Origin of the sequence: Chryseotalea sp. WA131a, from assembly GCA_025370075.1 — a bacterium.
Lineage (GTDB): Bacteria > Bacteroidota > Bacteroidia > Cytophagales > Cyclobacteriaceae > ELB16-189.
The window spans coordinates 2,602,416-2,619,490 of record CP073016.1 but is presented as its reverse complement, the minus strand read 5'-3'; the positions used below and the strand labels follow the sequence as shown (position 1 = coordinate 2,619,490).

At 41.8% G+C, this 17,075-nt stretch carries 12 protein-coding genes and 3 tRNA genes; 12 read left to right on the top strand and 3 right to left on the bottom strand.

Annotated features, from left to right (window positions below):
• Positions 1-134 precede the first annotated feature (134 nt).
• The gene (locus KA713_11740; GenBank protein ID UXE65163.1) at positions 135-1,760 is read left to right on the top strand and encodes a S41 family peptidase; all 1,626 of its coding nucleotides are present in this window, start codon (positions 135-137) and stop codon (positions 1,758-1,760) included.
• 74 nt (positions 1,761-1,834) lie between these two features.
• Here KA713_11740 and KA713_11735 read toward each other — a convergent pair whose 3' ends face one another.
• Positions 1,835-2,575 carry a LytTR family transcriptional regulator DNA-binding domain-containing protein gene (locus tag KA713_11735; GenBank protein UXE65162.1) on the bottom strand — a complete coding sequence of 247 codons (741 nt, stop codon included), beginning with the start codon at positions 2,573-2,575 and terminating at the stop codon, positions 1,835-1,837.
• Between the two features lie 138 nt (positions 2,576-2,713).
• Here KA713_11735 and KA713_11730 point away from each other — a divergent pair, with 138 nt between their 5' ends.
• A complete protein-coding gene (locus tag KA713_11730; protein UXE65161.1) occupies positions 2,714-3,358 on the top strand; it encodes a hypothetical protein in 645 nt (214 codons plus the stop codon).
• Between the two features lie 128 nt (positions 3,359-3,486).
• Here KA713_11730 and pdhA read toward each other — a convergent pair whose 3' ends face one another.
• A complete protein-coding gene (gene pdhA / locus KA713_11725; protein ID UXE65160.1) occupies positions 3,487-4,509 on the bottom strand; it encodes a pyruvate dehydrogenase (acetyl-transferring) E1 component subunit alpha in 1,023 nt (340 codons plus the stop codon).
• A 303-nt stretch (positions 4,510-4,812) separates the two neighbouring features.
• Between pdhA and recF the strand changes: the two genes are divergently transcribed.
• From recF to KA713_11685, 8 genes are all read left to right on the top strand, one after another.
• Positions 4,813-6,000: a DNA replication and repair protein RecF gene (gene recF, locus KA713_11720; GenBank protein ID UXE69109.1), complete on the top strand. Its 1,188-nt coding sequence runs from the start codon at positions 4,813-4,815 to the stop codon at positions 5,998-6,000.
• Positions 5,993-6,298, top strand: coding sequence for a DUF721 domain-containing protein (locus KA713_11715; GenBank protein ID UXE65159.1), 306 nt, complete (start codon positions 5,993-5,995; stop codon positions 6,296-6,298). Before recF ends, KA713_11715 begins: the two co-directional genes overlap by 8 nt.
• Before the next feature lie 263 nt (positions 6,299-6,561).
• A tRNA-Tyr gene (locus KA713_11710) sits at positions 6,562-6,644 on the top strand.
• A gap of 90 nt (positions 6,645-6,734) precedes the next feature.
• Positions 6,735-6,807: transfer RNA gene (locus tag KA713_11705), tRNA-Gly, on the top strand.
• A gap of 214 nt (positions 6,808-7,021) precedes the next feature.
• Positions 7,022-7,093: transfer RNA gene (locus KA713_11700), tRNA-Thr, on the top strand.
• Between the two features lie 248 nt (positions 7,094-7,341).
• A complete protein-coding gene (gene tuf / locus KA713_11695) occupies positions 7,342-8,529 on the top strand; it encodes an elongation factor Tu (protein ID UXE65158.1) in 1,188 nt (395 codons plus the stop codon).
• Between the two features lie 172 nt (positions 8,530-8,701).
• The gene (locus tag KA713_11690; GenBank protein ID UXE65157.1) at positions 8,702-9,235 is read left to right on the top strand and encodes a hypothetical protein; all 534 of its coding nucleotides are present in this window, start codon (positions 8,702-8,704) and stop codon (positions 9,233-9,235) included.
• Positions 9,236-9,430: 195 nt separating this feature from the next.
• The gene (locus KA713_11685) at positions 9,431-9,694 is read left to right on the top strand and encodes a transposase (GenBank protein UXE65156.1); all 264 of its coding nucleotides are present in this window, start codon (positions 9,431-9,433) and stop codon (positions 9,692-9,694) included.
• Positions 9,695-9,789: 95 nt separating this feature from the next.
• On the opposite strand, the gene KA713_11680 is transcribed toward KA713_11685, so the two are convergent.
• Positions 9,790-12,474: a valine--tRNA ligase gene (locus KA713_11680; GenBank protein ID UXE65155.1), complete on the bottom strand. Its 2,685-nt coding sequence runs from the start codon at positions 12,472-12,474 to the stop codon at positions 9,790-9,792.
• A 647-nt stretch (positions 12,475-13,121) separates the two neighbouring features.
• On the opposite strand from KA713_11680, the gene KA713_11675 reads away from it, so the two are divergent.
• Both KA713_11675 and KA713_11670 read left to right on the top strand, forming a co-directional pair.
• Positions 13,122-15,692 carry a DEAD/DEAH box helicase family protein gene (locus KA713_11675; GenBank protein UXE65154.1) on the top strand — a complete coding sequence of 857 codons (2,571 nt, stop codon included), beginning with the start codon at positions 13,122-13,124 and terminating at the stop codon, positions 15,690-15,692.
• Positions 15,692-17,032, top strand: a complete 1,341-nt coding sequence (locus tag KA713_11670) for a putative DNA binding domain-containing protein (protein UXE65153.1) — start codon at positions 15,692-15,694, stop codon at positions 17,030-17,032. The genes KA713_11675 and KA713_11670 overlap by 1 nt, the downstream gene beginning before the upstream one ends.
• Positions 17,033-17,075: the final 43 nt, after the last annotated feature.

Sequence of the window (17,075 nt, the reverse complement as noted above, 5' to 3'; positions counted from 1 at the left end):
ATGAGTAGGAGAGAGGGATAAGAAACAATTTTTAAGCATAACAAAAATGATATAGACAAAGATCATTTTTTCCACCATTTTTGCAATAACCTTGTGGTAAAACCATACGTTAAGGTTTACATAATATCGATTCAATGAGCGAGAATAAGAATTCTAATTTTCAAATCAGTTTGCCATTTGTGCTTTGTATTGGGCTGGCAGGTGGTGTTTTGCTGGGTGCAGGCCTGACCAATAAATCGGGAGGCACGGAGGTAAACCGCGATGTGCAAAAACTGCGTGAGGTGTTGAGTTTGGTTAAGTCAGAATATGTGGACGATACCAAAACAGACGATTTAGTAGAAGAAGCCATTGTGCACATGCTCGGTAAACTAGATCCTCACTCGGCTTATATATCCAGTAAAGATCGCATTTCTGCCAACGAAGATTTGCAAGGAAACTTTGAAGGCATCGGAATAGAGTTCAGCATATTCAACGACACACTCACCGTAGTGCACGCCATCAGCGGTGGCCCTTCTGAGGCAGTGGGTGTGCGCCCGGGCGATCGCATTGTGAAGGTAAATGAAAAACTCATTGCCAATACCAAGCTCACCAATCTAGATGTGATGCGTTACTTGAAGGGCCCTAAGGGCACCGAAGTAAAAATAGAAGTTGTTCGCAAGAACAAGAAAGAGCCGATCACCTTCACAATCATCCGCGATAAAATCCCTCAGTTCTCGGTGGATGCCGCTTATTTGGTTACGCCAGAAATTGGTTATGTGAAAGTAAATCGCTTTTCGCAAAACACGTATCAAGAAGTGCACGATGCGTTGACCAAGTTGCGCAGGGAAGGCATGAAAAAGTTAGTGTTGGATCTTCAGGGAAATCCTGGTGGCTACATGGATCAAGCGATTTCCATTGCCGATGAATTTTTGCCCAAGGGCGAAAAGATCGTATTCACCAAGGGCCAAGAAAAAAAGTATGACGAGGATGCCATGGCCACCGACAAAGGCGATTTTGAAAAAGGTGATTTAATTGTGTTGGTCAACGAAGGCAGTGCATCTGCTTCTGAAATTGTGAGTGGTGCCTTGCAAGATAACGACCGAGCGCTGGTGGTGGGCAGGCGTTCGTACGGAAAAGGATTGGTGCAGCGTCCGTTTAATTTGAGCGATGGATCGGAAGTTCGGTTAACCATTTCTCGATATTACACTCCGAGCGGTCGCACGGTTCAAAAGCCCTATGAGAACCTAGACGAATACGATAAAGACATTGTGAAGCGCTACAAACACGGTGAGTTTTTTACAGCGGATAGCATTCATTTTAATGATTCGCTTAAATACAAAACATTAAATGGCCGCACCGTTTACGGAGGTGGAGGCATCATGCCTGATTATTTTGTACCGTTAGATACCACACTCATTAGTAAATACTTTAATGAACTTTCGTATGCCAACATCTTGCGCGAGTTTGCCTTTAATTATGCCGAACAAAACAACGCTTCACTTAAGAAAATGAATTTTGCAGCGTATCAGCGCGATTTTCAAGTAGGTGACGCGATACTTAATCAATTGACGGTGATGGGCAAAAAAAGCAAGATCGAACCCGATTACGCGGATTTGAAAAAGAACAAAAAATTGTTTCAAGTGTATTTAAAGGCCGAGATTGCCAGAAGGGTTTGGGGCAACGAAGCATTTTACCCTATCTACAACGAAACAAACGAAGTGCTTCAACAAGCTATTAAGTTGTTTGATCGGATTCCAGATTTGGATAAAGGGAAGATGTGATTACGATTGAGATTAACCTAACACAAACGGATAACCTTTCTACTCATAAATATCTTTCATCTCTCGCAACGGATTTAGATATTTTGATTTAACTGTTCCTCCACATATCTTTTATAAACCTTGCCAATCTTAAACAACGCTCCGTTTATTGTTAAACTTTCGGCCTTGGCGGATTCAATAAAGCGAGTGTTTACGATGTGGGAGCGACTGATTCGCAAAAAATACTTGGGAAGTTTTTGTTCTGCTTCTTTTAATGATTGCCGTACAATATGGGATTTCTGTTTCGTAAATACCTTCACATAGTTTTCTAGGCTTTCCAAATAAAGAATATCGCTAAGCAGGAGTTGCTTCTCTGATCCTTCAGCAAAAAAGATAAAAAATTCAGTAGTTTCGGCTGGCCTAACGGCAGGGTTTTTCGATTTGTTTTGGATAACGTGCAGAAACTTAAACATCACATAAATTCCCAGCCCCGTAATGGTGAATACCCAAAAAGTGAGAATTTTTGAAAGCGTTTCTGATTGGTTAAATCGATAGACTAGGACTATGTGCATAATGGTAGAACTTAACACCATACCGCTTAAAGTCCTGAGAAAGTAAGTTCGTGTTCGGTTGTTAAGATAGAGGCCTTCAAATAGTATTCGATTGTGGAATACAATCCATCCGTACATTAATAATAGAAATAGGTAGGGCAAAAATTTGTTGACGCCAACACGATCATCTAACGAAATCCTATCAGGAACATAGTAAGCAATCAGCAATGCTATAGCTCCTAACATGTTTCTCCACACTACCGATTCCAACAAAACCTTAACCATAGTTGCAAAAATAAGTCTTTGCCATGCATTTTAGCCATGTGACGAAGTGCTTTCGTCAATGGCCAACTGCTTTCGCCACTTTTTACTTTCTCAATTAATCGAAAGAAACTCTTTTGCGGAGAGATTTAAACAAAAACTATGATTCACCAAGTTAACATTGCCATTCATGCCGTGCTGGGCACCATTGCAATGGTCATCGGCTTATTCGCCATTATCTACAACCGTAATGTGACTGTTCACAAAAAGTTGGGAAGATATTTTTTGTATCTATTAACTGTGGTGGTCGGCACTGGCTTTATCGGCTTTTTCTTTTTCAGGCAAGACCCATTTTTATTGATGCTAACCCTTATTGCTACCTATGTTGGCTTTGCGGGCTTTCGCAATATCAAACTGCGTGAAAATCGAAGTACTATCTGGGATGCCGTTGTCGCATTAGGGTCTTTGATAATAGCTGCCGTTTATCTGTGGAAGCTTGCCAATAGCCAAGCCCATTGGAATGTTTCAGTAATGTCCTCAACCTTTGGTGCTTTGGGCTTAGTTACCTCTTATGATTTGATAAAATTCCTTTTCCTCCACAACAATCTAAAAAAGTGGTGGCTGTACGAACACATCTACAAAATGATTTCCGCCTTTAGTGCATTGCTCTCGGCCTTTTCAGGGAATGTGCTGAGAGATTTTCATCCTTACAGCCAGATTCTGCCGAGTGCATTTTGTACGGTGATGGTTGGATATTTTATCTACAAAAAAGTGGAAAGTAGGCAAAATCAAATAAAGGAAGTTTAGAGGAAATTATCCGCACAGAAGGGGCGAAGTTATATCCATCTTATTTCTACGATGGAATTTTGAATAAGCTTGATAAAATCATTGTAAATCTATGTTCATCCACGTTATCCGTGAATTACTTTACAAACTCAATCCAACACAAACGGATAATCTTGCTGCTCATAAATATCCTTCATCGCTTCCGATGGATCTGGATAGTTCGATTCTTCTGCAAACTTAACGCTCTCTTCTACTTGGGCATTTACTTTTTGGTCAATGGCCTCCAGTTCTTTTTCGGTAGCTACCTTTTTATCCAATATCGATTTGCGCACACCTTCAATCGGGTCGCGGTGTTTGTACTCTTCCACCTCTTCTTTGCTACGGTATTTTTGTGGGTCACTCATAGAGTGGCCTTTGTAGCGATAGGTTCTTAACTCCAATAAAGTCGGGCCTTCACCAGCACGCGCTCGCTCGGCCGCACGGGCCACCGCTTCATGCACCGCTTCTACATTCATGGCATCCACTGGTTCAGAGGGCATGTCATACGATTCGCCTAAAGTATAGAGCTCCGTTACGTTCGATGAGCGTTTTACCGAGGTACCCATGGCGTAGCCGTTGTTTTCAATCGCAAAAATCACAGGCAGCTTCCACAGCATAGCCAAGTTGAATGCTTCGTGCAAGGCGCCTTGCCGCACGGCACCATCGCCCATGTAGCAAATGCACAAGTTGCCTGTCTCATTATATTTTTCTGCGAAAGCGATGCCCGCACCCAATGGAATCTGTCCGCCTACAATGCCGTGCCCACCATAAAAATGATTCGCTTTATCAAAGATGTGCATGGAGCCGCCCTTGCCTTTGCTCACACCAGTTTCTTTGGCATACAGCTCGGCCATCACCGCATTGGGGCTAGTGCCCAATGCCAATGGGTGAGCGTGGTCGCGATAAGCCGTAATGTATTTATCCCCTCTTCGCAAAGCAGAAACTGCACCCGAGGCGCAGGCCTCCTGACCTATGTATAAATGGCAAAAGCCACGTATTTTCTGCATGCCATAGAGCTGCCCTGCTTTTTCTTCGAACTTGCGCATCAGTTGCATCGATTCATACCAAAACAAGTACGTCTCTTTCGAATACTCAGTTTTTGCTTTGCTTTTGGTAGCAGTGGTAGCGGCCATAGTCGTTTTCAGTAAAGATTTAGATGCGAAAATACACTACAACACGCCAACTGCCAAACGTTAGGGTGTCCAACACTTTTCTAAAATTTTTTGGAGGCATGCCCCGCCAGACGCGGGGCACCAGGCTATCCGCTCCTACTCCTCGCTCAACGCACATCCTACCCTGCTGCGAGGTATCCGCTCCTATCCTTTGCCCGCCACGCATTTCGCATGGCCTGCCAAGCGCCTCGCATGGCCATCGCCCGTCCATCTCTTTGCGCCTTAACTCGAAAAAAGCAACTTTGCATTCAACTTTCTAAAAAAGTGTTCCTCCAAAAACTCCGTCTTTACAATTTCCGAAACATTGCCGAAACGCAATTGGAGTTTTCCACCAAAATCGTTTGCCTGCTCGGCAAAAACGGAAGCGGCAAAACCAGTTTGCTGGATGCCATCCACTATCTATCCTTTACCAAAAGCGCAGTCAATCCTTCCGATTCACAAAATGTAAAAGATGGGCAACCTCAGTTTTTAATAAAAGGCCATTTTGAAATGTCGAAGTTGGATGATAACGAGCTAAGCTCTCAGACTAAGTCACCCTCTCTGGGCCTGTCCCGCTTTTTAGCGGGAGAGAGGGACGGGGTGAGGCGGCAAATCACCTGCACCTACACCCAAGGTCAAAAAAAAATCATCAGCGAAGACGGCCAAGATTACACCAAATTTTCCGAGCATGTGGGCAAATACCCCGTGGTGCTTATAGCCCCGCAAGACATTGAATTGATATGGGACGGCAGCGAAATGCGAAGAAAGTTTTTCGATAGTGTGATTTCGCAGTTGGATAAAACCTATTTGGAAAACCTCATCATCTACACCAACCAACTCAAGCAACGCAACAGTCTCTTGCGCGCTTTCGTGGAAAGCGGAAAAACCGACCACGATTTGTTGGCCAGCTACGACCAAAAGTTAGTGCCTGCAGCCAATTACCTTTTTACAAAGCGGAAGGAATTTCTTATCGAATTCTTCCCGTTCTTTCAGCAACACTATAATTACTTGGTTGGTCAATCAAACGAACAAATAAGTATTCACTATGAATCCGATTTGTCAGGAGCAAATTTCTCGGCTTTGCTTTCCCAAAACCTGCAGCGAGATATTGTTTTGCAGCGCACCAGCACCGGCATCCATCGCGATGATTTTGATTTTAAAATCAACGGTTTTGAGTTAAAGCGCCACGGCTCGCAAGGCCAACAAAAATCTTTTTTGATAGCCCTGAAGTTGGCAGAGTTTCAAGTCATTGCTGAAAAGAAAAAGTTTAAACCCATTTTGTTGCTGGATGATATTTTTGATAAACTCGATGACGAGCGCATTCACCAACTAATGCACTTGGTGGCGCGAGGCACCTTTGGCCAGTTGTTCATTACCGATGCTCGTGCCGATCGCACTCAGCAAATCATTCACTCTGCTAACTTAAATGCTAGTATCTTTAGGGTAGAAAACGGCACTTTTACCAATGGCTAAAAAATTCAATCAAGAGGGAAACACTCAGCATATTGGTGATGCCATCAAGCAGCTCTTATCGAGCTATCACTTAAAATCGAAATTTGACGAGGCCAATCTACTAGCCTCTTGGGAGCGACTGGCTGGCAAGCCTGTAGCCAAACGAACAAAAAAATTATTTATGCGGGGCAAAGTGCTTTTTGTAGAACTTGATTCGCCTTCCATGAAAAACGACCTCAACTATCACAAACCCCAAATCATAGAAATGCTGCAAAAAGAGTTTGGCAAAGAGGTGGTTAAGGAGATTGTGATTATGTGAGTTTGAGTACATTGCCTCAGACCACACCCCTCAGCCACAAGCTATTTCTGGAAACGGACAGCTTGAGGCCTGCAACCTTTCAGAATTACCTTTCAACTGTCCTACATTTTCAAACATAAACTCCCCCAACGGTTTGTCTAAACCAAAAAACCGTATAATTTTGCGTTCCCGTTTTTTTGATGGGAGTCAAAAGCGGAGCAAAAGCTGATTCTATCTAAAAATCAAGGTTTTGCAGAGTTCTTAGACAATTTGAATAACGTAGAGGGGAGATACTCAAGCGGCCAACGAGGACAGACTGTAAATCTGTTGACTTATGTCTTCACAGGTTCGAATCCTGTTCTCCCCACTTGCCATCCATTAGCTTAAGCGAAGGATGGCTTCCGCCAAAGTTTTGCGATTGGAGCTAGTCCTTCATCGCCAAGGCTACGGAGGACAAGCGGGAGTAGCTCAGTTGGTAGAGCGATAGCCTTCCAAGCTATAGGTCGCGAGTTCGAGCCTCGTTTCCCGCTCAAGACAGTTAAAAGCTGTTGTAGCTCAGGGGTATCCCACACATGCGGGACTTGGTAAGTAAGAAGTCGAGGGTTCAATTCCCTTGGATTGGATTATTGAAAGATTGAAAGGCTGCTGTTGTAGCTCAGGGGTATCCCGCACATGCGGGACGTGGTAAGGAAGAAGTCGAGGGTTCAATTCCCTTGGATTGGATTATTGAAAGATTGAAAGGCTGCTGTTGTAGCTCAGGGGTAGAGCACTTCCTTGGTAAGGAAGAGGTCGAGGGTTCAATTCCCTTCAACAGCTCTCTGAGGAAAACAAATTCAAGATCTATTTTGAATTTGAGACTTTGAAATGATTAAAACTTGAAATCAATTTTTACTGATGGGTAGCGACCATCAAAATAGGTGAAAATGGAAATCAAATGCCGAATAACCCTTATTCGAAAGGCTTAAAATGTTTAGGGTGTATGCTTCTCAGGCGGAGAAGCTTATGAGAGTAACTTACTTTAATAAATTATACACTTTTTAACACTTTAAATTCGAATACAGATTATGGCAAAAGAAAATTTTGACCGCTCCAAACCCCACGTTAACGTTGGTACTATCGGCCACGTTGACCACGGTAAAACCACCCTTACAGCTGCAATTACAAAAGTACTTGCTTCCAAAGGCTTGGCCTCAATGAGAGATTTCTCATCTATTGATAATGCTCCTGAAGAAAAAGAAAGGGGTATCACCATCAATACATCACACGTAGAATATGCTACTGAAAAAAGACACTACGCACACGTAGACTGTCCGGGTCACGCTGACTATGTGAAAAACATGGTTACAGGTGCTGCCCAAATGGACGGTGCTATTCTAGTAGTGGCTGCTACTGACGGCCCTATGCCTCAAACGCGCGAGCACATTCTTTTGGCTCGTCAGGTAGGTGTACCTGCACTGGTGGTGTTCATGAACAAAGTTGACTTGGTTGATGACGCAGAATTGTTAGACCTAGTAGAAATGGAAGTTCGTGAGTTGTTATCTTCTTATCAATTCCCTGGCGATACCATGCCAGTGATTCGTGGTTCTGCATTGGGTGCATTGAATGGCGAAGCAAAGTGGGTTGAAAAGGTGGAAGAATTGATGAAGGCGGTAGATGAGTACATTCCTCTTCCAGTTCGTTTGATTGACAAAGATTTCTTGATGCCTGTAGAAGACGTGTTCTCGATCACTGGTCGTGGTACTGTTGCTACGGGTCGTATCGAGCGCGGTATCATCAAAACGGGTGATCCAGTTCAAATCCTTGGAATGGGTGCCGAGAACTTGACTTCAACCATCACGGGTGTGGAGATGTTCCGCAAAATCCTTGACAGAGGCGAAGCGGGTGACAACGTAGGTTTATTGTTGCGCGGTGTGGAGAAAGAACAAATTACACGCGGAATGGTAATCTGTAAGCCAGGCACTGTTACACCTCATGCTAAATTCAAAGCTGAAGTGTACGTGTTGAGCAAAGAAGAAGGTGGTCGTCATACGCCATTCTTCAACAAATACCGTCCTCAATTCTATTTCCGCACTACCGATGTTACTGGCGAAATCAAATTGCCTGCTGGTATTGAAATGGTAATGCCTGGTGATAACGTAACCATCGAAGTAGAATTGATCAACAAGATCGCGATGGAAAAAGGTCTTCGTTTCGCTATCCGCGAAGGTGGCCGCACAGTAGGTTCTGGTCAGGTAACTGAAATCGTAGATTAAGAACAAAATTCATCCAATTAAATTAAAAATCGCTCACCGGGAAACCGGTGAGCGATTTTTATTTAAAAGGCACTCAAGTAATATTTTCGCGTTTTTTGATTTGACTTACGGGAAGGTAGTTTTACATTCGAAAAATAAAGTAATGCTACTATTTTAATAAGAACAATTAACAATGAAAATCCTAACATTTGTTTTAATCGGTCTCGCTTTAACAGCTAGGTCGCAAAGCGCAAGCGTTGAAAAGTCAGTATTCGGAATCCAAACAGGTTTTTTGGGTATCTGGGCCCATAATGAAGCGAGAGTGACCAACCAACTTGTATTTAGAAGTGAGATAGGCGTTAATGCTGGGATAGCAGGTGCAGCTGTTTTTTTACAGCCTGTAATTACTGCCGAGCCTAGGTGGTATTACAATTTAACCAAAAGGGTAAACGAATCAAAAAGAACATCGGGAAATAGTGGTAATTTCTTTTCGATTAGAACAAGTTATCATCATGACGTGCATCGAGCTGCCGATGATTCTGATTTTGCCTTCAATTCCAGCTTCAAGTCGAGAAGTATTTCTATAGTTCCTTCGTGGGGTATTAGAAGATATCTCGGCAACCATTTTAACTACGAGGCGGGTGTTGGCATCGGTTATTACCATGCGCCAGGTGGCTATGACGACCTTGATTTGAATTTCCACCTTAGAGTAGGTTATAAATTTTAAAGTAGTATTGCCCAATCAAACATAATCGTTATTTGTAATCATTGACGTTGATTGGATCGTTTGAGAACTTATGAAGAAACAGAAAGCTGTGGGTGCCGCCAACACCTTACTTTCGCACTCTCTCCATATAGTGGTAAGAGTTCGAAAGTTGGGAAAAAAGGGAATGTGATGTGATCAGTGAGTTGAGTTTTTTAGATGACCGCTTTCATAGGCCGGGGCTACAAAGTATCGGGTAAGGTCAGACAAAAAAAGAAAACCGGAAAGATCACGCAGAAGATCCGCTATTATGCTTCTTATTCGCGTGGAGATGCCGTAAAGTTCAATACCAAGATCAGGCAACATTGGGCTATCGAAAACAACCTGCACTGGTCATTGGACGTGCTTTTCAACGAAGATACTCTGCTAAAGAAATTCGGAAACTCGGCTATCAATTTCTCAATTAGTAAAAGATCGCCTTAGTTTTTTTGGAGAAAGAGAAATCCACCAATGACCAAACGATCAAAACGGTTGACCGCTGCACTAGATGATGATTACAGAAGTTTGGTGCCAAAACGTTAAAAGCGATTTCCATGCCTCAAACTCTCCTCCAGCGATTTAATCTTCGCCTCTGCATCCGCCTTTTTCTTCCGTTCCAAAGCAACTACTTCTGGCTTGGCGCTGGCAATAAACTTTTCGTTCAATAGTTTTTTGTCAAGGACAACAATGAATCCTTTTTGGTATTCAATTTCCTTTAGAATAGACTCACGCTCTTTTGCAGCATCGATCTTGCCTTCCATCGGAATATAAAACTCCAACGTACCAACTAAGAAGTTAGTGGCATTCACCACTTTGTCATTCACAAAACTCAACTCGCTTAAGTTGGCTATTTTTTTTATCACTACGCCAAACGAATCGATCTGCTTCTTACTGGCTACGTTGCCGATTAACTTCAATGCTTCTTTTGGAGAAATACCTTTCGCATTGCGTATGTTGCGTACTTGCGCCACTACCTCAAAAGCTACCAATGCGTCTTTCGTGATGACATCGTGAATAGCACCTGCCTTCGGCCACGCCTCCACAATGATGCACTCCTTCTCTTTTCTTTCATTCAGTTCATGCCAAAGTTCTTCCGTTATGAAGGGCATAAAGGGATGAAGTATTTTCAATAGATTCTCGAAATAAGAAATCGTTTTGTGATAGGTCGTTTCATCAATTGGTTTTCCAAACTCGGGCTTCACAATTTCTAAATACCACGCACAGAAATCATCCCACACCAATTTATACGTGGCGTGCAGCGCATCCGATATTCTGAATTTCGAATAGTGATCTTCTAATTCTACCAGCGATTGGTTCATCTTTGCCTCAAACCACTCAATGGCGATTTTATTTTCTTGCGGTTGCTCCATCTTCACCACTTCCCATCCTTTCACCAACCGAAACGCATTCCAAATCTTATTCGAAAAATTTCTTCCCTGTTCACACAACTTTTCGTCAAACAACAAATCATTACCGGCAGGCGAACTAAATAGCATCCCCGTGCGCACACCATCAGCACCGTATGTTTTAATTAAGTCGAGCGGGTCAGGCGAGTTGCCCAAACTTTTCGACATCTTTCTTCCTTGCTTGTCGCGAACAATGCCAGTGAGATATACATTTTTGAAAGGCATCTCACCACGATATTCATAGCCCGCCATCACCATACGTGCCACCCAGAAGAACAAAATCTCAGGAGCGGTGATCAAGTCGTTGGTAGGGTAGTAGTAATTCAAATCAGCATTTCCTGCCTTGCCGGCAGGCAGGCCCTTGTTCTTAGGATCACCAAAAATAGTCGGGTCAAAAACAGAGATCGGCCACAGCCAGCTAGAGAACCAGGTGTCGAGCACGTCTTCGTCTTGCTTAATTTGCTCGCTGTCTACTGCTGACTGCTGACTGCCGACTGCCGACTGTAGACTTCGAAACATTGCTACTGCCTCTTCTTTCGTTTTCGCCACTACAAAACTTCCATCCGGTGCGTACCAAGCCGGTATCCGTTGTCCCCACCACAACTGCCGCGAGATACACCAGTCGCGCACGTTCTCCATCCAATGTTTGTACGTGTTTTTAAATTTCGGTGGAATCAATTGAATGGTGTCGTTCATCACATTCTCCAGCGCAGGTTTGGTGATGTCTTTCATCTTCACAAACCATTGCAACGACAAGCGTGGTTCAATCACCGCATCGGTGCGCTCCGAGTGACCAACATTGCTTTTGTAGTCTTCTACCTTGCTTAACAGACCTTTCTCTTCCAGCTCCTTGCCAATTTTCTTGCGCGCAATAAAGCGATCTTCGCCTACATAAATTTTTGCCAGCGCATTCAGCGTTCCATCGTCATTCAAAATATCGATGACTTCCAGCTTGTGTTTCAAACCTAACTCATAGTCATTCAGGTCATGTGCAGGCGTTACTTTCAAACAGCCCGTACCGAAATCCATGGCTACATATTCGTCTTCAATAATCGGTATCGCACGGTTGATCAACGGAATCAATACTTTCTTTCCTTTCAGGTGTTTGTATCGTGCATCGTTCGGGTTAATGCACACAGCACTATCCGCCATAATGGTCTCAGGCCGTGTGGTGGCGATCGTTACAAAATCGCTACTGCCCTCAATGGCGTAGTTGATGTAATACAACTTCGAGTTGACATCTTTGTAGTTCACCTCATCGTCCGACACAGCCGTTTTTCCTGCGGGGTCCCAGTTCACCATACGCAGCCCACGGTAGATGTACCCTTTTTTATACAAGTCAATGAACACGTCAATCACGGCATCCGTCATGGGCGGATCCATCGTGAACTTGGTGCGCTCCCAATCGCACGAGGCACCGAGTTTTTTTAGCTGCTCTAAAATGATGCCGCCATATTTTTCTTTCCACTCCCAGGCGTATTTCAAAAACTCCTCTCGCCCGATGTCCGATTTTTTGATTCCTTTTTCTTTGAGCATTGCCACCACGCGCGCCTCTGTAGCAATCGAAGCGTGGTCAGTGCCCGGCACCCAGCAAGCCTCTTTGCCCTCCATGCGCGCCTTGCGAATCAGCACATCCTGAATGGTGTTGTTGAGCATGTGGCCCATGTGCAGCACACCCGTTACGTTGGGGGGCGGAATCACGATCGAGTACGGTTCTTTATTGGGGTTGGGCTCCGAATTAAAGAAACCCTTGTCCATCCAGTACTGATACCATTTGTCTTCTACATCAGCGGGGCTGTATTTGGTTGCAAGTGCCATTGACAATTAAAATAAGAGGGCAAAAATAAGAAATATCATTGGACGTGCGATGGGTATTTTGAATTCTTGGCGGCCTGCCACGCGAGGCAGTGGCAACGCGCTATCCGTTTCAATCTTTTTGCCTATGCCTCTTTGGCTTAGAGGCAAAAAGGATTTCCACTACTATCGCTGGCCGATGCCAGTACGTAGATTAGCTTTCACGCAAAAAAATGGTGCGTTAAACAGTTGCGCAAAGCCAGCTATTTTGGAACGATTGGCGCGAGTTTGTGTATTGAGAGTTGAGTATATTTGAGAGTTATAGCCAATGGTAGGACGACCGTTCACAAGACGACTGACCGACCAATTTTTAAACATTAAAACAAAGACAAACCATTTTGACAAGTGACCAAAAACATACAGACCATATTGCAACTAGACAGCTTCTAAACCGACACGCTGACCAACGCTATGTTTTTTATTTTTTCCCCACCGCACAAAAAAAATTGAAATTCTGCCTACGCACAATTGGCACATTTGCAAGCCGCACAAGCCGACACACAAACCCAAGCTTGCAAAAGAGCCAATTCTCCCACCCGCCACATCACGACAATGACCGTTTTAAAGGCGAAAAATCGTATCTTGACCGACAAAAAATTGAACTGAATTAGATGGCAGAAAAAGAAGCTAAAGCAAGAATAAAAATTAATAAACTCCTTGAGGAATCAGGGTGGAGCTTCTTTGACACAGACAAAGGTAAAGCGACTATTAAACTTGAATCTTCCATCAAAATGGACGATTTAGGCGAAGACTTTGAACATTCAAAAAACGGTTTCATTGACTTTTTACTGGTTGACGAGAACCAAAACCCAATACTTGTTTTAGAAGCGAAGAAAGAAAGTTTGAATCCGCTTGTTGGAAAAGAACAAGCAAGAAATTATGCCAAATCCCAAAAGGTTAAATTCATCATTCTTTCAAACGGAACGCTTCACTATTTATGGAATATCGAAACTGGAAACCCTGAACAAATTCAAGTGTTTCCTACATTGGAATCCATTAAACAGTATTATCTATTTAATCCAGAACCAAGCAAATTAGTTAGCGAACAAGTAAATGATGACTATGTTGTTTTAACTCAACTTCCGAACTATAAACAAATACCTGAGTTTCAAGACGACCAAAAAAAGAGTCCGATAGTTATCGGACTAATCTTCAATTTGAAACTTCGTTTTCTTCGCTATTATCAAGTGGAAGCAATCAAAGCCGTTCAGCAATGGGTAAGCGAAGGTAAAAAGCGTTTCTTATTGGAAATGGCAACAGGCACAGGAAAAACTTTGACTGCTGCCGCTTTAATCAAACTCTTTTACAGAACTGGAAACGCAAGACGTATTTTATTTTTGGTTGACCGCTTGGAATTGGAAGAACAAGCAAGAAAAGATTTTACCAACTATTTAAAAAACGACATAACAACCGTTGTTTACAAAGAAAAGAAAAACGATTGGCGAAAAGCGGACATTGTGGTTACAACCATTCAATCGTTGATGGTAAACAATAAATACAAAACACTTTTCTCACCAACCGACTTTGATTTGATTATTTCTGATGAATCGCACCGACTTTTAGGTGGCGGAAACAGCAGAGCGTTGTTTGAATATTTCTTAGGTTACAAATTAGGCTTAACAGCAACACCAAAAGACTATTTAAAACATTTAGACACCGACAACATTGACGACCCAAGAGAATTGGAACGAAGAATGTTGCTTGACACTTACACAACCTTCGGTTGTGAGAGTGGCATTCCAACGTATCGTTACACGCTTGTGGACGGTGCTAAAGATGGTTATTTGCGTCAGCCGATTGTTGTTGATGCAAGAACTGATGTTACCACCAAACTTTTATCGGAGCAAGGTTATGGCATTTTGGTAACGGTTGCCAGCAGCGAACAAGAAGACATTTTAGAAGAAGTAAATTATAAGCAAAATCATTTTGAACGGAAATTTTTCAGCGAAGAAACCAACCGTGTGTTTTGCAAAACATTTATTGAAAACGGGCTGAAAGACCCCATTAACGGAGAGTTTGGAAAGAGCTTGGTCTTTGCTGTTTCGCAAAACCACGCTGCAAAATTGGCTCAATTGCTCAATGAATATGCACACCAAATATTCCCTGGCAAGTATCAAAGCGACTTTGCTGTGCAGGTAACTTCCAATGTGAAAGGTGCACAACAAATGACAATTGATTTTGGTGAAAAAGATAGTTTGTTGGGAAGAAGTCAATTCGCAAAAAACAATGAAATTTTAGAATCCTACAAAACAAGTAAAGCAAGAGTTTGTGTAACCGTTGGAATGATGACCACTGGTTGGGATTGCCCCAATATTTTGAACCTTGGTTTAATGCGACCCATTTTTTCGCCAACCGAATTTATTCAGATAAAAGGAAGAGGTACTCGTATTCACAAGTTTGAACATAAATTTAAAAACGACCTTGGCGAAGAAGAAACAATCTCCATTGACAAAGCAGCATTTAAACTCTTTGATTTCTTTGCTACTTGCGAATACTTTGAAGAAAAATATCAGTACGACCAAGTTTTAAAACTGCCTGTAAACTTCGACAAAGGTGACGATATGCCAACGGTGGACGACAACACCATCAAACCAAAACGAGAAGGATACGAATACAAAGAAGATGATAGAATTCATTCTTTGCACGAACAACAAGTTGACTTTTTAGGAATGAAAGTTGACCGAATGTTTTTCCAGCAGTTTGAAGAAAAGGTAAAAACCGATGATGAAATAAAACAACTGATGGAGGCTGGTGATGTGGAAGTAGCCACAGCAAGAGTCAAAGAAAAATACGACAACAAACCTGAAGAATATTTTGACTTGGAAAAACTACGCAAGTCCTTAAAAATTGACCGCAAAATTGGTTGGCGTGAATTATTAGAACTTATTTATTTCGGAAACCAAATAAAAGGCAAAGACGATTTATTGAATGATGAATTTGAAAAGTTTATCAGCACCAACAATGTATCTAATATTGACGATTTGATAGGCTTGCGCTATTTTTTTGATGCTTATATCACTGACCCAAGCGTGCGTCATATCATAGACCAACAAGATTTTACAGAACTTTACCACAACCCAAGTTTTAATGTAGAAGACTTTAACCGAGTTGATGATGAAATGAAAAGCAAATTGCCTTATTATATTAAAACGTATGTGCAACTGAATAAATTTGTGAGCTAATGAAAGCCGAAAGCCAAAATATAGAATGGAAAGAAACATGGCGAGATGAATACCTAAAATGGATTTGCGGATTTGCCAATGCGCAAGGCGGGAAAATTTATATTGGTATTAACGATAAAGGCGAAGTACTCGGATTACCCGATGCTAAAAAATTGCTTGAAGATATTCCTAATAAAGCTAAAAACCATTTGGGCATATTGGTAGATGTGAATTTGAAAACCAAGGCAAAAAAATCATATTTAGAAATAATAGTTGAGCCTTATCCCAATCCTATTAGTTATGCAGGTGAATATCATTTTAGAGCAGGGACTACAAAACAAACTTTAAGAGGAGTTGCCCTCGATAAATTTTTACTTAAAAAACAAGGGCAGCGATGGGATGGCGTTCCTCTTCATAAAGCAAAACTTAGCGAATTAAATGCCACTACTATTACTCATTTTAAGCAAAAAGCTTCACAAACTGGGAGAATGAATGCAGACGCATTAAAGCTTAAAAACGAACTACTCATAGATAATTTACGATTAAAAAGCGATGACAACCAGTTGAAACGAGCAGCGGTATTGCTGTTTCACAAAGACCCTGAAAAATACATCACAGGAGCCTATATTAAAATTGGCTATTTTTATGATGATGATGATTTAGCTTTTCAAGATGAAATACATGGAAATTTATTTGAACAAGCAGAACAAACAATTCAATTGCTAACCACCAAGTATCTTAAAGCAACTATTTCATATCAAGGATTACATAGAATTGAGCAATTTCCGATACCCGAACCAGCACTTCGCGAAGCCTTACTAAATGCTATTGTACACAAAGATTATAGCTGCGGTATTCCCATTCAAATAAGTGTATATCAGCAAAAATTAATAATATGGAATCAAGGCCAACTGCCAGAAAACTGGACAATAGCTCATTTATCTGAAAAACATCCTTCTAAACCTTATAACCCCGATATTGCCAATTGTTTTTTTAGAGCAGGACTTATAGAATCGTGGGGACTTGGCACGCTTAAAATTTTAAATGAATGTAAAAAAGCTAAACTGTCAGTACCCAACTTTAATTTTCAAGATTCTGACTTTACCGTTACGTTTAAACTAAAAAATACTAAACAACTACAATCTCCTGTAGCTATCAAATTATCGGGTACTAATGCCGATAAAGTATTGCAATTAATTGAAAGTAATGTAAAAATTACCATCAATGAGCTGGCTATTAAATTAAAGGTTTCGGAAAGTACTATCGAAAGAATATTAAAAAATCTTCAACTAAAAAATATCATTTATAGAGATGGAAGTAAGAAAGAAGGAGCATGGATAATTAATGCATCGAAGGAATAAATGAAGGATTAAATGAAGGAATAAATGAAGGGATAAATGAAGG

Excerpts from the sequence above, each read along its gene's own strand:
- KA713_11730 (UXE65161.1), top strand. The coding sequence starts at position 2,714 with ATGATTCACCAAGTTAACATTGCCATTCATGCCGTGCTGGGCACCATT.
- KA713_11715 (UXE65159.1), top strand. The coding sequence starts at position 5,993 with ATGGCTAAAAAATTCAATCAAGAGGGAAACACTCAGCATATTGGTGAT.
- KA713_11740 (UXE65163.1), top strand. The coding sequence starts at position 135 with ATGAGCGAGAATAAGAATTCTAATTTTCAAATCAGTTTGCCATTTGTG.
- tuf (UXE65158.1), top strand. The coding sequence starts at position 7,342 with ATGGCAAAAGAAAATTTTGACCGCTCCAAACCCCACGTTAACGTTGGT.
- KA713_11685 (UXE65156.1), top strand. The coding sequence starts at position 9,431 with ATGACCGCTTTCATAGGCCGGGGCTACAAAGTATCGGGTAAGGTCAGA.
- KA713_11670 (UXE65153.1), top strand. The coding sequence starts at position 15,692 with ATGAAAGCCGAAAGCCAAAATATAGAATGGAAAGAAACATGGCGAGAT.
- KA713_11680 (UXE65155.1), bottom strand. The coding sequence starts at position 12,474 with ATGGCACTTGCAACCAAATACAGCCCCGCTGATGTAGAAGACAAATGG.
- KA713_11675 (UXE65154.1), top strand. The coding sequence starts at position 13,122 with ATGGCAGAAAAAGAAGCTAAAGCAAGAATAAAAATTAATAAACTCCTT.
- KA713_11735 (UXE65162.1), bottom strand. The coding sequence starts at position 2,575 with ATGGTTAAGGTTTTGTTGGAATCGGTAGTGTGGAGAAACATGTTAGGA.
- pdhA (UXE65160.1), bottom strand. The coding sequence starts at position 4,509 with ATGGCCGCTACCACTGCTACCAAAAGCAAAGCAAAAACTGAGTATTCG.
- KA713_11690 (UXE65157.1), top strand. The coding sequence starts at position 8,702 with ATGAAAATCCTAACATTTGTTTTAATCGGTCTCGCTTTAACAGCTAGG.